The sequence below is a fragment of the Serratia sp. J2 genome (assembly GCF_046269175.1).
GTDB classification, from domain to species: domain Bacteria; phylum Pseudomonadota; class Gammaproteobacteria; order Enterobacterales; family Enterobacteriaceae; genus Chania; species Chania fonticola_C.
On the sequence record NZ_JBKABN010000029.1, the window covers coordinates 39483 to 53948 of the forward strand.

Below are 14466 nucleotides of genomic sequence, written 5' to 3' on the forward strand. Positions count from 1 at the left end.
TGTATAGTGGCGGAGAGGGTTGGGGTGAGGGGAAGTACCTCGCATGAATCTGCAACAACTCTCAGACTGGCTGTTGGCGCCGCAGTATCTGAGCTGGCTATGGAATGGCTTCTTGATGACCTTATGGCTGTCGGCCTGTGCCGGGCTGGCGGCAACGCTGCTGGGTTTTGGCCTGGCGGCGATGCGGGACAGCAGCCTGCGCCCGTTAAGCTGGCTGGCGGTGGCCTACAGCGCACTATTTCGCAATACTCCTCTGCTGGTGCAACTGTTCTTCTGGTATTTTGCCGCCGGGCAAATCCTGCCCTCCTTCGCCATGCAATGGCTGAATACCCCCCATCAGTTAGGCCTGTTCGACTGGCCCTCGTTTGAATTCCTGGCGGGCTTCTTCGGCCTGACGCTTTATTCCACCGCGTTTATTGCCGAAGAGATCCGCTCCGGCATCCGTGGCGTCGCCAGAGGGCAAAAGCATGCGGCCTACGCGTTAGGGCTGACCGGCTGGCAATCGATGCGCTATGTGGTGCTGCCGCAGGCGCTGAAAATCGCTTTCCCGCCGTTGCTGGGGCAGTACATGAACGTGATTAAGAACTCGTCGCTGACTATGGCGATCGGCCTGGCTGAGCTGTCTTACGCTTCGCGCCAGGTGGAAACCGAAACCTTGCGGACCTTCCAGGCGTTTGGCGTGGCAACGGTGTTGTATATCGCCATTATTGCCCTGTTGGAAGGTTGGGGCATGTGGCGTCAACAGCGTAAACCGCTGGGGGGACACTAAGATGGACTTTACCGTTATCCAGGAAAACCTGGGCTACCTGCTGTGGGGCACCTTCCCGGACGGGCCTTTGGGCGGTGCTGCGTTGACGTTGGCGATCAGCCTGATGGCCGGGTTGGCGTCGGCAATTCTGGGGACGCTGCTGGGAGTCGCGCTAGCGATGTCGCGTGGGGTGCTGGCTGGGTTATTGGCGATGGTGCTCGGATTCTTCCGCGCCATCCCGGTGATCATGCTGATTTTCTGGACTTATTTCCTGCTGCCAATCGTGTTTGGCGTCGACATCCCGGAAATTACCACCGTGGTGTGCGCGTTGGCGTTGATCGCCTCGGCCTATCTGGCCCATGCGGTAAAAGCGGGGATCGTGGCTATCGGTGCCGGGCAGTGGCAGGCGGGGCTATCGCTCGGTTTAAACCGCTGGCAGGTGCTGCGGATGATCGTCTTGCCGCAGGCGCTGCGCATGATGGTGCCTTCGTTTATCAACCAGTGGATCTCGCTGATTAAAGACACTTCGCTGGCGTACATCGTCGGCGTGGGTGAGTTGACCTTCCTGGCTACCCAGGTCAACAACCGCAGCATGGTTTACCCGATGGAGGTGTTCCTGTTTGTGGCGCTGGTCTATTTCATCTTCTGCCTGACGCTGGACGTGCTGGCGAACGGGTTGAACAAACGCCTTAGCCCGCAGACTAAAGCGCTAAAACGCAGCTGGCGCTGGTGGCGCAATCGCCCGCCGTTACCGGCTAGTTAATCAGGCTACAGTAGCAATGGTTGCCCCTATCTATACCATGGCTAATTAATTGGCATGATATTGGGGCTTGAATTATTATGATTTCTTATCGTATTTCGTTAAATTTATGATGATGATCAATGCATTGCGTTTTTATCATGCAGCTTGAGATATTTAGAGTATAAGTAAGAGTGATTTATATATTTCCATTGGATGGTTATCATTATGAAAATTAGTGCGTTATTTATAAAAACGGATCCAGGTCGGCGGCGGTATGGCGTTGCCTTGTTTGTTGGCATTATTGGCGGGATCCTCTCTGCTTTTGTCAAGTGGGGGGCAGAGGTTCCGCTACCGCCAAGAACCCTGAGTGATGGCCGGGCTGAATTTAACCCGCCCTATCTTTTTTTGAGAGATTATCTTGGGATAGATCCAACCGGTACGGTATATACCTTTTCTGAGCATATTATTAATCCGGTTATGGTTACGCACGTCATATTTTCGTTGGTCTTTGCGATTGGTTACTGCTTGGTTGCCGAAGTTTTTCCAAAGGTCAAACTTTGGCAGGGGGTGCTGGCGGGTATCATTGCCACCGTTGCCGTGCATGGCATTAGTTTCCCTTTGCTTGGTTTGACTCCTCCGCTTTCAATGCTGCCATTTGATGAGTACCTTTCTGAAATTTTGGGGCATATATTTTGGTTTTGGGTGATTGAGATAGTACGTCGGGATTTACGTAACAGAATTACCCATGAGCCTGATGCCGAAGTTCCGCTGGGATCCTATCGTTAATCGATAACGTTCAGCGGGGTATTCTCCCCGCTGAATATCAACGAACTCGATCAGAGGGGTAGAGTTAGAGGCATTTACAACAATTGCCCCAGATTAACGTATTTGGTTTCCAGATACTCATCCAGACCAATATCCGCCCCTTCTCGGCCTAGCCCAGATTCTTTCACTCCGCCAAAAGGCGCGACCTCGGTAGAAATAATCCCTTCATTCACGCCAACCATGCCGCTTTCCAGCGCCTTGGTCACGCGGAAGGCTCGCGCCAGATCACGCGTATACAGATAGGCCGCCAGCCCAAACGGCGTAGCATTGGCACGGCTGATGGCGTCATCCTCGTCGCTAAAGCGGAAGCAGGCGGCCAGCGGGCCAAAGGTTTCTTCCTGCGCCAGACGCATCCGCTCGGTGGCGTTGGCCAGCACGGTAGGCTGGAAGAAGGAGCCGCCGAGCGCATGGCGTTCACCACCGCACACCAGTTTTGCACCCAGCTTCAGGGCGTCCTGCACGTGTGCCTCCACTTTCTCAACCGCTTTCAGATGGATCAGCGGTCCCTGCTGCGCGCCAGGCGTCATGCCCGGAGCCACTTTTAGTGACCGTGCGGCATCGGCCAATTTCTCAACAAAGCGATCGTAAATGCCGTCTTGCACGTAGAAGCGGTTGACGCAGACGCAGGTTTGCCCGCTGTTGCGGAATTTGGCCGCCATGGCCCCGGCGACTGCCGCATCGAGATCGGCATCGTCAAATACGAGGAACGGCGCGTTGCCGCCCAGTTCCAGCGACAGCTTTTTCACCGTATCTGCCGCCTGGCGCATCAACAGCTTGCCGACCGGGGTTGAGCCGGTGAAGGAGACTTTGCGCACCAATGGGCTGGTCATCAGCGTTTCACCAATGGCGGCGGTATCTCCGGTGACCGCGTTAATCACCCCGGCAGGAACCCCTGCCTGTTCAGCCAGTACAATCAGGGCGAAAGCGGAAAGCGGGGTTTCGTTGGCAGGTTTGACCACCGCAGTACAACCCGCAGCCAATGCAGGGCCAAGCTTGCGTGTCAGCATCGCCAGAGGGAAATTCCACGGAGTGATCGCCGCGATCACCCCAACAGGCTCCTTAAACGTGAGGATTTGATTGCCACTCTTGGTTGCCTGAATTGTCTTGCCGTAGGCGCGTTTACCTTCTTCGGCGAACCATTCGATAAAGCTGGCGGCGTAGACCACTTCGCCGGTGGCCTCGCTCAACACCTTACCTTGCTCGGTGACCATCAATTCCGCCAGTTGATCTTTATGCTGCACGATCAGCTGAAACCAGCGTTGCAGGATTTCTGCCCGCGCCTTGGCCGTTTGAGCGCGCCATGCCGGGAGTGCAGCGGCGGCGGCTGCAATGGCGGCCTGCGTTTCAGTGCGGCCTGCCAGCGCAACATCGGTAACCTTTTCGCCGGTGGCCGGATTATTGACCGGGTAGGTGCTGGCAGCCGTTTGCCAACTGCCGTTGCAGTACCAGCCGGTACGTAGCAATGAAGCATAAGCCGTCATGCGATATTCCTTGTCTCTAGGTTATCTACTGCAAAAAAACCGCGCGCCGCACGGCTTTCACGCGTAATACGCTTGCCTGCGGTGTAGTCGTTAATCACATCGCAAGGGGTATAGTTGCGCTCCAGCTCGTAGCGTTCATCTTCACTGAGATGGGTATCCAGTGCCGCCACGGCGCTGTCGATCTGTTGTGTTGAGTCCGCTCCAACCAGCATACAGTCGACCCCGGGATGGTTGATGACCCAGGCCTGGGCAATCTGGGCGGCTGGGACTCCGCGCTGCTGGGCAACCTTGCTTACCGACTGTGCAACGTTAAACGAGGTGGCATCGGCATACATTTCCTGGGTGAAGAAGTCGGTTTTGTTGCGCACGGAGTTGAAGTCGCAGCTCAATAACCCCCTGGCTAATGGGCTGAAGACCGATACCCCCAGCCCCTGATCGCGGCAGAACGGGATCATTTCACGCTCTTCCTCGCGGTAAGCGCAGTTGAGTTGCAATTGCATATTGATCGGTTTGGCGTAGCCGTTGCGTTCGCAGCACCACAGGATTTTGGCCAACTGCCAGGTATACATGGTCGATACGCCGACATAACGTGCCTTGCCGGAACGCACGATATCGTTCATTGCCGCCCAGGTTTCTTCGATCGGCGTTGTCACGTCGAAGTAGTGCAGCATGTAGATATCCACATAGTCGGTGCCCAGGCGACGCAGGCTGGCGTCGATGCTCTCCATGATATGTTTGCGGGAATGCCCCTGATTGTTGAAACCAGCGCCAATCGGATAGCCCACTTTGGTGGTCAGCACCAGTTCGTCGCGGTTGGCAATGCGCCTGATCACCCGTCCTACCACCTCTTCCCCGGCACCGCTGGAGTAGAAGTCAGCCAGATCGATAAAGTTGATGCCGCTTTCCAACGCGTGGCGGATCAACGGCTCGCTTTGCGCTTCATCGAAAATCCACGGTTTCCACTGTTTGCTACCCATATTCATGGTGCCGAGGCACAGGCGAGAGACTTTCAGGCCACACTGGCCCAGATTGATGTATTCCATGGCGCTCTCCTCATGCCTTAGGGGTGTAGAAAGGGTTGCCTAACTGCGGCAGGGCTTGGGTCAGTTGGCTGCGCGTTGGCAATTTTTCCATCGCTGCACGAATTGCCTGGGTACAGGCACGATAGTTATTGCGATAAACCTCGTCGATATCGTTACAGCCTGGGTTCACCCAGTTGGCGGTGACGATGCACCACTCATCTTCCGCCTGTGCAGGCAAAATGCCCTCCAGCAGCGCTTCGGTCACCGCTTTGGCAATGGCGGCCTGCGAGGCTCCCCAGGTGGCATTGCCATGCAACTCACCGCCGATCTCCGCTTTATTGACGTACAGCGTCATCGGCTTGGCAGGCACATTGGGTTTGATCACCACCATAAAAGGACAATGCCCTTGGCTGGGGGAGGCCAGGCTTGAGGCGAATGCCTGGCCGACTACGCCATTACGAGGGCCGATCATGATATTGATATGCGAGGCATTGACGCCGTTACCTTCAAACCCTTCACCGATATACATTTCCACAAAAATCTCCTGTTCTCATCAAGGTGGTGTTATTTAGCCGGAACGGCGAAAGCGTTGTCTGCCTGTGATACCGGGCCTTGCGCAGCATCAACCAGCGTCAGGCCTTTGGTTTCTGGTGCCCAGGCGATGGAAACGATGGCGCCAATAATCAATATCAACGCCAGGATGGCGGTAGTGGTTGGCATGCCGTAATGCACGATGGCCAGGGGCAGCAGGCCAGTACCGATAGCCGAACCCAGACGACTCATCGAGGTGGCGAAGCCGACACCCATTGAACGTACTTCTGTAGGGAAGCTTTCGGCGGGGAAAACGCCCACCAGGTTGCTTACCGCGGACATCACTAGCGTAAAGGCGGCAAAGCAGGCGATCAGCCAGGCCGTTTGGCTGGCAGGAATAATGCTCAGCATCACCAGACAGGCGGCGAGGAAGATAAAGGAGCCAATCAGGAAGCCACGGCGTGAGCAAACCACCGTCAGCACAATCCCCAACAACGCCCCGACGATCAGCAGGCCGTTCAGCAACAGGTCGGTAGAGAAGCTGTTATCCAACCCCATCACCTGGAGAATGGAGGGCAGGAAGGTATAGATGGCGAAATAGGGGATCACCAGACAGACGAAGAACAGGCTGTTAAAGGCGGTGCGGCGGCGGTATTTAGGGCCAAAGAGCGACAGAAAACGCTGTTTGGACATCACCGGGGCCTCATCGATCAGCAAGACATTCGGGCCGAAGTATTTATGCACGATCGCCATGGCCTGTTCGCGCCGCCCCTTACCCATCAACCAGCGTGGGGATTCCGGCGTGCCGATGCGCATCAACAGAATGGCCAAAGCGGGGATGGCTGAAGAAGACAGCAGCCAGCGCCAGGCATCCGGCCCTAATGCCGTCAGGAAGTGGCCTGCGAAACCGGCGGCCACGTAGCCGAAAGTCCAGATCACGCTGAATGAACCGAGTAACACACCCCGGTGTTTACGGGGAGAAAACTCGGCCAGCATGGTGTGCCCTACCGAGAAATCTCCCCCAAGCCCGATCCCTACCATTACCCGTAGCAGGAACAGCTGTTCTGGCGTGGTAGCGAAGAATTGCAGTGCTGAGGCGAGGGTTATAATCACAAAGCTGAAACTGAAGATTTTCTGGCGGCCGATGTAGTCGGAGATCCACCCTAGAACCAGGCTACCCATAAACAGCCCGATCAGCGCCGAGCTGCCGAGCATGCCCTCCCAGAATGGAGTAAGGCCCATTTGCGGTTTGATCTGGGCCAGTGCGAAGCCGATCACGCCCAGCACATAGCCGTCGGTGAAGTGAGCGCCGAAGGTCAGCCCGGCGATTTTGATATGGAACCGATTTAACGGGACGTCATCCATGCGGATCTGTTGTTGTGTTAAATGCTGCATCTACCTGTCCTCCTGTTGGAGCGGTGCTTGTAGGGATGTTGTTGGTTTTTTGTTTTTATGACGTTAACAATGTGGCAGCGAGCGAGGCGCTAGGCGAGTGCGTTTTAGTCATACCCCTCAGCAGAAAATGCATGTGATCTGCCTCTGGTTTTAGGCAAATAAACGCTGCGCACCCTGAGGTAATGCAGCAAATTGACAACATGTTATTAACATTGCGAGTGTTTGATGCCGAGGTAAATGGACGGTGAGAAAACTTCCATCTCTCAGTATGTTACGAGTCTTCGAGGAAACCTGCCGGACGCTGAGTTTCAGCAAGGCCGCCGACGCTCTGTTTATCACTCAGAGCGCGGCTAGCCGTCAGATGAAGCAGTTGGAGGAGTTTCTTGGCAAGCTGCTGTTTGTGCGCAGCCACAGCGGTCTGGCATTGACGCAAGATGCCATGCTGCTGCTGCCGGTGGTGCGGCAATCGTTGGATATTCTGGAGGAGGGCGTGCGCCACGTGCAACTGCATAATCCCTTGCAGCACCTGCGCTTGCAGATTGCACCGACCTTCGCCACCCGTTGGCTTGCCCCACGTCTGGTCACGCTGCGCCAGCGTAATAGCCAGTTGCAGATTGCCCTGATCAGCGAAACCCGGCAGAAATACTGTGATTTTGACTGTGCGGTTCGTTTTGGCCTGGCTTCGGAAGCTGTTGATGGCGAATGGCTGTGTCATGAGCAACTGGTGCTGGTGGGCAGCCCATTGTTGATGATCAATGGCGTGTTCCCTCCGCTCAATACCCAGCCGCAGCTGCATATTCTTGATGGTGATAGCCGGATGGACACCTGGCAACGCTGGTTGGCAGCGGCAGGGCGCAGTGAGGTGCAAGAACTTGGCGGATTGGAGTTCAGCACCCAGGATCAGGTGATCAACGCTTGTATTACCGGCGCGGGCTATGCGGTGCTGGATAAGATGATGATCCGCAATGAATTGAACAGTGGATTGTTGATACTACTCTCGCCGCTGGAGCTGAAAAGTACCAACGGCTACTGGTTGGAGATCCCGCCAGGTAAGCGGGAATTACCCCGCGTACAGTATTTTCACGATTGGTTGCGGGCCGAGATTGGCCGGGTAGACGCGGTTAACGGGTAAGTTGCCAACCCCGCTGTTGCCACAGCGTAGGCAGTTGTGCCAGATCGTCAAACGTCGTCACCAACGGGTGATCGATCGGTTGATTATGAGGATCGGCGCAGAAGTAGAACACCGGAATGCCAGCCGCGATCCCCGCCTGGGCACCGGCAACGGAATCATCCACCAAAATACAGCGCTCTACGGGCACCTGCATCTGTTCGGCGGCATGGAAAACGATGGCCGGATCGGGTTTCCAGCGTTGAATATCGTAACCGCTGAACAACCGGTCATCAAAATAGGACAGCATGTCGGTTAACCCCAGGGAATGCTGCATTTTGCTCACCGGGCCGTTAGAAACGGTGCACATCGGGGCATTCATTTGTGCCAGCAGCTCACGCGCACCGGCAATCGGCTGGAGCTCGGCATCAAACAGACGGGCCACTTCCTGGCGAAAAATCGGCTCCAGATCGCTGGTGGGTAAATTTACCCCTTGCTCAGCGTTAACCCGCTCAATAATCTCGTAGAGTTTGATCCCTTTGTACTTTTTAAATACCTCTTCCAGTGCCAGCTCGATGCCATAGTGGGCAAACATATGCACATAGGCCTTGCTGCACAGCACTTCGCTATCTACCAGTGTGCCATCGCAATCAAATAAAACACATTCAACCTGATTCATTGGGGTAAGCGCCCTCGGTTAAGTCATGACTGCTGTTACTTTAACCGGATCGCAGCGGGTTGTCCCCCTTTGGCAATCAATCTCAATAAATACAACTTGTTGGCCGTTATAGCCGTAAAGATGGCGAAAAAAACCTGTGAGCGAGGTCAAAACCCGGACTTTTTGTTATAGGATAGCCAGCGACAGTCCTAATCCCTCTTCGGAATTCTATAATGAGCAAACAAGACCTCAGCCTTGATGCCAATCAGGGCTTGCTTGAGCGCGTGTTTAAACTCAAGCAGCATGGCACCACGGTACGTACGGAAACGATTGCCGGCCTCACCACCTTTTTAACCATGGTGTATATCGTGTTCGTTAACCCGCAGATCCTGGGTGCGGCGGGCATGGACACCCAGGCGGTGTTTGTCACCACCTGCCTGGTTGCCGCATTGGGCAGTATCCTGATGGGCTTGCTGGCTAACCTGCCGGTGGCGCTGGCTCCAGCGATGGGCCTCAACGCGTTCTTCGCGTTTGTGGTGGTCGGCGCGATGGGGATTTCATGGCAGGTCGGCATGGGCGCTATTTTCTGGGGCGCAATCGGTTTCCTGTTGCTGACCATTTTCCGTATTCGCTACTGGATGATTGCCAATATCCCGCTGAGCCTGCGCGTGGGCATCACCAGCGGTATCGGCCTGTTTATCGCCATGATGGGGCTGAAAAACGCCGGTATCGTGGTCGCCAACCCGGATACGCTGGTAGCAGTAGGCAATCTGACCTCCCACAGCGTGCTGCTGGGAGCCTTGGGCTTCTTTATTATCGCGGTGCTGGCTTCGCGTAATATCCATGCTGCGGTACTGGTTTCTATCGTGGTAACCACGCTGATCGGCTGGGCGTTGGGCGACGTGAAGTATGGCGGCGTATTTTCCCTACCGCCGGACGTCACCTCCGTGGTCGGCCAGGTGGATATCGCCGGGGCGCTGAATATTGGCCTGGCAGGTGTGATTTTCTCCTTTATGCTGGTCAACCTGTTTGACTCCTCGGGTACGCTGATCGGAGTGACTGACAAGGCTGGCCTGACGGATGAAAACGGCAAGTTCCCGCGTATGAAGCAGGCGCTGTACGTGGACAGTATCACCTCGGTAGCGGGTGCTTTTGCGGGTACGTCTTCGGTCACCGCCTATATTGAAAGCTCCTCTGGGGTGGCCGTTGGTGGGCGCACTGGCCTGACCGCCGTGGTAGTAGGCATTCTCTTCCTGCTGGTGATTTTCCTGTCACCGCTGGCGGGAATGGTGCCAACCTATGCTGCTGCGGGCGCGCTGATTTATGTGGGGGTGCTGATGACCTCCAGCCTGGCGCGGGTGAAGTGGGAAGATATGACCGAAGCGGTTCCGGCCTTTGTGACCGCCGCCATGATGCCTTTCAGCTTCTCGATCACCGAAGGGATTGCCCTGGGCTTTATCTCTTACTGCATCATGAAGCTGGGCACCGGCCGCTGGCGTGAAATCAGCCCCTGCGTGATCGTGGTGGCGCTGCTGTTCGTACTGAAAATTGCGTTTGTTGACGGGCATTAATACCCGCGACATAGGGGCCTAACATGCGTTAGGCCCTGATAAATTCAGCAACATTGAGGGGCATTCTGCCCCCTGTTACTCTCAAGCGCCCGGTGAGGCATCCTGTTCTCTACCCATTACCCAGCGTAAAGGCCGGTTATACCGCGTCTGCCAGCCACCGATATTATCTTCCCCCTCGGCAAAATTGGCGATCTCGACCTGATTTTTGTCTCTGAACAAGTCAGCAAAATTAAGAGCCAGCGCTCGATCGTTGAAATTCTGCCGATCGTAATAGGCAATCATGATGCGTTTGTTTTCTGCCAGTGAATGCTTCGCCGGGAGAAGGCGGCCCTTCGGGGCAATCAGCAGCGCTCCGGAATAAAACTGCGGGTAATTGGCCATCAGGTTAGCCGCATGTAGCGCCCCCTGACCACGGGCGGTCAGGTAAACCTGTTGGAGATTGAGCTTCAGCTTGGGGCCCAGGCTTTCCAGGGTGCGTTGAATGGCGCTCTGGGTGCTGGTAGAACTGTAGTTAGACCAGCGAAAGCTCCCTTCCGCCAGCATCTGCGTGCCGTTTATCTCAATATAGGCCACCCCTGCCTCGGCAAACAGCAACCGATCTTCTGGGATGATGGTGGCGGCTTTCCCGTAGGGGTGGAGGTAGACGATGGTTGGCCAGCCTCCGGCCGGTGGCTCGCCATTCGGCACGGCATAGTGAGGTTTACCTTCAAATTTTGCGGCGTGTTGTTGATAGCGCGCTTTGGTGGTCGCCAGAATTGAACGGTAGGTGTCACTTTGCTGAATGCTGCTGAACGAGTCGTCTTCCAGCAGATTGTAGTAATACCACAATCCTCGCTTGGCGCTAAGTTGCAGATAACGTTCGGCTAGCTCGGTCTGGCCCTGTTCGGCCGAGGAGGCAGCCAGTTGAAAGGGGGCCCAGATATTACGGCCATCTTCACGCATCAGCGTCAGATATAACGACGTGGCGCCGGCTTTTTTATCCTCCTGATTGTAGGCTGAGCGGGGCAACGGTTTACTCAGCGGGCTATGGATAGGCAGTTCTAGCGGCTCTTCTCCCTCAGGATAGAGCATGGGTGCAGCAAACAATGGACTGGTGGCAAAAGCCAAAAAGATGGCTAAAATAAAAAAAGGCATGATTTTATAACTTTGTTTTTCAATAATATTAATGAGAAAACGATTAAAAACGGCGCCTTCGATAGTGTTATCTCCGGGCGCCGCCTGGCAGCTTATTTTACGCGGCGGATATAGTCGCTGAATGCGGACAACTGGCCGGTCAGGAAATCCCGTGTGCCTTGGTCAACCAGTTCACCCGCCTGCTCATCAACCTTATTCTGTATCACTCCCCCCATAAACTCAGGTTTGTTGATTACCATGGCATCCAGGAACACCAGGATCTGGCGTAGGTGATATTGGCAACGTGCGCCGCCAATCGGCCCCATTGAGCTGGTCTGGATCGCCACCGGTTTGCCGGCCAACGGTTGGTTAGGCAAACGGGACAGCCAGTCGATGGCGTTTTTCAGGCCACCTGGCACAGAGTAGTTATATTCTGGCGTTACGATGATCACGCCGTCAGCCTGGCGGATTTGTTCGGCAATGGCTTCTACCGTGGCCGGGAAACCCTCTTCTTGCTGGTGGTCTGCATCGTACAGTGGGATATCGCGTATGGAGGGAAGGGCTTCGATAGTGACACCCTGAGGAGCTAACTGAGGTAAAGCGCGTGCGACTATGGCGTTATAAGAGCCTTTACGCAGGCTCCCCAGTAGCGTGACGATCTTTAGTGCTTGCTCTGACATTTTGATTCTCCCTTTTCTGATGAACAGACTCAGCTTAGAACAACCAGCAGATAATAGGGCAAATAGGTGATGTATCCTAGGCAGAGTCTAAGTTTTTATCTGTTTTTACAATTCAAAGCAGTAAATCATGCGTTAAGGAAAGTTTTGTTTTGTATATTCCCCCGAAGACAGACGTTAAATCGGTGCTTTCAACGTGTAACAGAAGCGAGGCTGGTCAATTTCAAAAAGTGCGTGGAGGGAGGTGGGTTACGTGATGAAATTTCGTCGCATTTCTGTAAGCCCTGGCTTTCGTCATATTGCCAGCAGATCAGCCGATCCAAGCCAGGCTGATGGGCACAGGCCCAGCTGAGATACTCACCTGCATCACTCATGACGTGCACGTTGGGTAGGGTGTTGCAGCGTAATTGGCCGGAAAAAGGGTGCAAATTCAGCAAACCCTGGCCGCTGTTACCCAAGCCGGCCAGTTTCAGCACGCATTGGCGAATGCTCCACAGTTGGGTTTCAGCTTCCAAACGGTCGTGCTGTGCCGCAATCCAGGCGTTCTCTGTGGTGCTGGAGTATTGATGCAGCAGGTTGTGACTCCGCGCGCGCATCACCTCAATATCCAACCCTACCTTGCCTTCCAGGCTCAGTAGCACGCCTATGGTATTGCCAGCATAGGCGAGGCTGAAGTCAGGTAGATGATGATCGGCAAAGCACGGTCGCCCGGTCGGTGCCGTAGCAATGGGGGGAAGTACCGGGATACCATACAAATAAAATATCATTTCGGCCAACAGGATCCGGCCTTGCAAAAAACGCCGACGGCGCTTGACGGAGAAGCTAGCAGTTCTTTCGATCAGGTCTTTAGGTAGCCGATGGGTCTCTAAACGCTCTGCAACCGTATCCCATCGGATAAAATGACAAGCCATTGTTCACTCCATGACCGAGGCTCATAAAAAAACTGGAGTGCTAGAGTAAGCATTACGTTAAGATTTTTCATTAAGAATTCGCATGATCTTTTTCTTAATTATTCTTCTGTTGAATGAAAAAACAGCGGAGTGGCAGGAGTGCGGCGCGGGGCAGACTTTGGCGGGTGTAGAAATAAAGCCAAGCATAAACAGTGAGTTAATGCTTGGCTTTGGACGCTGAAGAGGTCGTGTATCTGAACCTTGGGTTACTTACCAATACAGAAGCTGGAGAAGATGCGCCCGAGCAGGTCATCGGAGGTAAACTCCCCGGTGATTTCGCTCAATGCCTGCTGTGCCAACCGCAGTTCTTCGGCCAGCAACTCCCCCGCGTAAGCGCTCACTAACTGTTCTTTACCCTGCACCAGATGCTGTGCCGCCTGCTCCAGTGCTTGCAAATGACGGCGGCGGGCCAGGAAGCCGCCTTCCATATTGCTGGTGAAACCCATACTCTGCTTCAGATGGTCACGCAGCAGGTCGATCCCCTCACCGGTACGCGCCGACAGGCGAATTAGTGAGTGACCATTTACTTCGCTCAGGCCCAATGTCTCGCCGGTAATGTCGGCCTTGTTGCGCACGACGGTGATTGGCAAGGTACTTGGCAGGCGCGCCATAAATTCTGGCCAGATCTCGGCGGGTTCGGTGGCGTCGGTGGTGGTGCCATCCACCATAAACAGCACGCGATCCGCCTGTTCGATCTCGTTCCAGGCACGTTCGATGCCGATACGCTCAACTTCGTCGCTGGCTTCCCGCAGCCCGGCGGTATCGATAATGTGCAGTGGCATGCCATCGATATGAATATGTTCGCGCAACACATCGCGCGTGGTACCTGCAATGTCGGTGACGATAGCCGCTTCACGCCCTGCCAGCTCATTGAGCAGGCTCGATTTGCCAGCGTTGGGCCGCCCGGCGATCACTACCTTCATCCCTTCACGCAGCAGGCTGCCTTGACGCGCTTCGGCTCGTACGCCGTCCAGATCGGCCATCACGCCGTTCAGCTGAGCTTCGATTTTACCGTCCGAAAGGAAGTCGATCTCCTCATCCGGGAAGTCGATCGCCGCTTCTACATAGATGCGCAGGTGAGTGAGCGCTTCCACAAGCTGATGGATACGGATGGAAAAAGCGCCTTGCAGCGAGTTCATCGCTGAACGGGCTGCCTGTTCGGAACTGGCATCAATCAGATCGGCAATGGCTTCAGCCTGGGCTAAATCCAGCTTGTCATTGAGGAAAGCGCGCTCCGAGAACTCTCCTGGGCGGGCAATCCGCACGTCTGGCAGCGCCAACACGCGCTTGAGCAGCAGATCGAGGATCACCGGCCCACCGTGGCCCTGTAGTTCCAGCACGTCTTCACCGGTAAAGGAATTGGGGCCGGGGAACCACAGTGCAATCCCCTGATCCAGCGTGCTGCTTTCGGCGTCACGGAACGGCAGATAATCGGCATAACGCGGCTTAGGCAGTTTACCGAGTACCGCCAGGGCAACGTCCTTGGCTCCGCGGCCTGAAATGCGCAGGATGCCGACACCGCCGCGTCCGGGCGGAGTAGCAAGAGCAGCGATGGTATCGGTGGTGTTCATAGCGGTTTATCTCTCTGACAATATGCAAAAAGGCGGTCTAATGACCGCCTCTACTGGCAACGTGGCTGGTGTCG

At 55.1% G+C, this 14466-nt stretch carries 14 protein-coding genes; 5 read left to right on the top strand and 9 right to left on the bottom strand.

What is annotated here, in order from left to right; translation table 11 throughout:
- Positions 1-43 precede the first annotated feature (43 nt).
- The 3 genes from ACKWMY_RS23235 (at position 44) to ACKWMY_RS23245 (ending at position 2276) form a co-directional block, all read left to right on the top strand.
- The gene (locus tag ACKWMY_RS23235; RefSeq protein WP_074030813.1) at positions 44-769 is read left to right on the top strand and encodes an amino acid ABC transporter permease; all 726 of its coding nucleotides are present in this window, start codon (positions 44-46) and stop codon (positions 767-769) included.
- A gap of 1 nt (position 770) precedes the next feature.
- Positions 771-1511, top strand: a complete 741-nt coding sequence (locus ACKWMY_RS23240) for an amino acid ABC transporter permease (RefSeq protein ID WP_024527369.1) — start codon at positions 771-773, stop codon at positions 1509-1511.
- A 204-nt stretch (positions 1512-1715) separates the two neighbouring features.
- Positions 1716-2276, top strand: coding sequence for a YagU family protein (locus ACKWMY_RS23245; protein WP_024527368.1), 561 nt, complete (start codon positions 1716-1718; stop codon positions 2274-2276).
- Between the two features lie 74 nt (positions 2277-2350).
- Here the strand turns inward: ACKWMY_RS23245 and ACKWMY_RS23250 are convergent, their stop codons facing one another.
- From ACKWMY_RS23250 to ACKWMY_RS23265, 4 genes are read right to left on the bottom strand one after another with little or no spacing between them, the layout of a single operon-like run.
- Positions 2351-3796, bottom strand: coding sequence for an NAD-dependent succinate-semialdehyde dehydrogenase (locus ACKWMY_RS23250; RefSeq protein ID WP_074030815.1), 1446 nt, complete (start codon positions 3794-3796; stop codon positions 2351-2353).
- Positions 3793-4839: an aldo/keto reductase gene (locus ACKWMY_RS23255; RefSeq protein WP_409487129.1), complete on the bottom strand. Its 1047-nt coding sequence runs from the start codon at positions 4837-4839 to the stop codon at positions 3793-3795. The genes ACKWMY_RS23250 and ACKWMY_RS23255 overlap by 4 nt, the downstream gene beginning before the upstream one ends.
- A 10-nt stretch (positions 4840-4849) precedes the next feature.
- On the bottom strand, positions 4850-5353 hold the full coding sequence (gene fae, locus ACKWMY_RS23260; protein WP_081375806.1) for a formaldehyde-activating enzyme: 504 nt from the start codon (positions 5351-5353) through the stop codon (positions 4850-4852).
- Between the two features lie 29 nt (positions 5354-5382).
- Entirely contained in the window at positions 5383-6744 is a 1362-nt protein-coding gene (locus ACKWMY_RS23265) for an MFS transporter (RefSeq protein WP_074030819.1), read from the bottom strand.
- 244 nt (positions 6745-6988) lie between these two features.
- Here ACKWMY_RS23265 and ACKWMY_RS23270 point away from each other — a divergent pair, with 244 nt between their 5' ends.
- Positions 6989-7876 carry a LysR substrate-binding domain-containing protein gene (locus ACKWMY_RS23270; protein ID WP_261160217.1) on the top strand — a complete coding sequence of 296 codons (888 nt, stop codon included), beginning with the start codon at positions 6989-6991 and terminating at the stop codon, positions 7874-7876.
- Here ACKWMY_RS23270 and yieH read toward each other — a convergent pair.
- A complete protein-coding gene (gene yieH / locus ACKWMY_RS23275; RefSeq protein WP_024527362.1) occupies positions 7866-8531 on the bottom strand; it encodes a 6-phosphogluconate phosphatase in 666 nt (221 codons plus the stop codon). The two genes, ACKWMY_RS23270 and yieH, sit on opposite strands and share 11 nt — an antisense overlap.
- Positions 8532-8743: 212 nt before the next feature.
- Here yieH and ACKWMY_RS23280 point away from each other — a divergent pair, with 212 nt between their 5' ends.
- A complete protein-coding gene (locus tag ACKWMY_RS23280; protein WP_021181404.1) occupies positions 8744-10081 on the top strand; it encodes an NCS2 family permease in 1338 nt (445 codons plus the stop codon).
- An 81-nt stretch (positions 10082-10162) separates the two neighbouring features.
- Here ACKWMY_RS23280 and ACKWMY_RS23285 read toward each other — a convergent pair whose 3' ends face one another.
- The 4 genes from ACKWMY_RS23285 to mnmE form a co-directional block, all read right to left on the bottom strand.
- Positions 10163-11215 (bottom strand): hypothetical protein, encoded by a 1053-nt coding sequence (locus tag ACKWMY_RS23285; protein WP_074030823.1) that lies wholly within the window; start codon positions 11213-11215, stop codon positions 10163-10165.
- A gap of 92 nt (positions 11216-11307) precedes the next feature.
- Positions 11308-11874, bottom strand: a complete 567-nt coding sequence (locus ACKWMY_RS23290; RefSeq protein ID WP_024483320.1) for an NADPH-dependent FMN reductase — start codon at positions 11872-11874, stop codon at positions 11308-11310.
- Positions 11875-12062: 188 nt separating this feature from the next.
- Positions 12063-12782 (bottom strand): 4'-phosphopantetheinyl transferase family protein, encoded by a 720-nt coding sequence (locus ACKWMY_RS23295; protein ID WP_024527360.1) that lies wholly within the window; start codon positions 12780-12782, stop codon positions 12063-12065.
- Positions 12783-13027: 245 nt separating this feature from the next.
- On the bottom strand, positions 13028-14392 hold the full coding sequence (mnmE, locus tag ACKWMY_RS23300; RefSeq protein ID WP_309047249.1) for a tRNA uridine-5-carboxymethylaminomethyl(34) synthesis GTPase MnmE: 1365 nt from the start codon (positions 14390-14392) through the stop codon (positions 13028-13030).
- Positions 14393-14466 lie beyond the last annotated feature (74 nt).